The sequence below is a fragment of the Gluconacetobacter aggeris genome, assembly GCF_014174395.1.
In the GTDB taxonomy this organism is placed as follows: Bacteria; Pseudomonadota; Alphaproteobacteria; order Acetobacterales; family Acetobacteraceae; genus Gluconacetobacter; species Gluconacetobacter aggeris.
Genome location: NZ_JABEQD010000050.1, coordinates 1 through 945, shown reverse-complemented (window position 1 = coordinate 945; position 945 = coordinate 1). Strand labels below are relative to the sequence as shown.

The window sequence follows — 945 nt, the reverse complement described above, 5'->3', positions numbered from 1 at the left end:
TTATTTCCACACGTCAGCGTCAAAGGACGAGCAGCAAAAAATACCACGCGCCCTCTTCAACTCGTTGCTGAACAATGCCTGCTATGCTGCGTAAACCACCAAAGTCCAGCTAAGGCATTTCCTGCCGCATCTGAAACGGAACAATATCTGGCGTATTCTGAAAGACGCCGGACTGAACAGGCTGCCTCCTGCTCCAAAAGCAGGCCTTGTTCGCGGACAGGGAACATTCCGGGCTTACGATCCCGGTTATGTTCATATCGATGTGAAACATCTGCCAAAATTGCAGACAGCTGATGGAGACCGGCGGAAACGTTTTCTGTATGTCGCCATCGATCGATGATCCCGTTCAGTACATCTGGCCGTGTATGACGCGGAAAATGCGGACAATGCCGTCGACTTCCTCCAGGCTGTCAAAACCGCCTTTCCTTTTCGGATCACCCATATCCTGACCGATCGTGGTTCCTGCTTTACGGCGGATGCCTTCGAAGAATCCTGTCGTGACATGGGGATCGACCGACGCCGCACGAAAGCCTATTCACCGCAGACCAACGGCATGGTGGAGCGTTTCAATGGCCGCGTCGCAACAGAAGGACTGCAGATCTGCGTCTCAAGCCACGAGGATCTGGAAATCCTGCTCAGGGGCTTCTGTTTCGCTTATAATCATCGCACGCAGCGTGTTCTGGGCGGCATAACGCCCGCCCAACGCATCACGTCGTGGCTTGAAAAACATCCGGCGTCCCGTAATCCAGACTATGTCAAACCGGCCACTCATGACATCATGAAGCAGGTCGACGAAATCCTCGATTACGCCAATGACGTCTCGCAACCTGACAGCTAGAGGGTGTTATGTACTTTTGCGGCGCTTGGGTCTAATGGAACTGGATGAGCCCTGTTCTGCCTCGCAAGCCGTATCCGTCTGATGTCAGCGACGAGGAGTGGTCGCTG

General features: G+C 53.8%; 1 pseudogene. It reads left to right on the top strand.

From position 1 onward, the window contains the following. Positions 1–109 precede the first annotated feature (109 nt). Positions 110–838, top strand: a pseudogene (locus HLH36_RS19490) (DDE-type integrase/transposase/recombinase); the annotation flags it as partial. Positions 839–945: the final 107 nt, after the last annotated feature.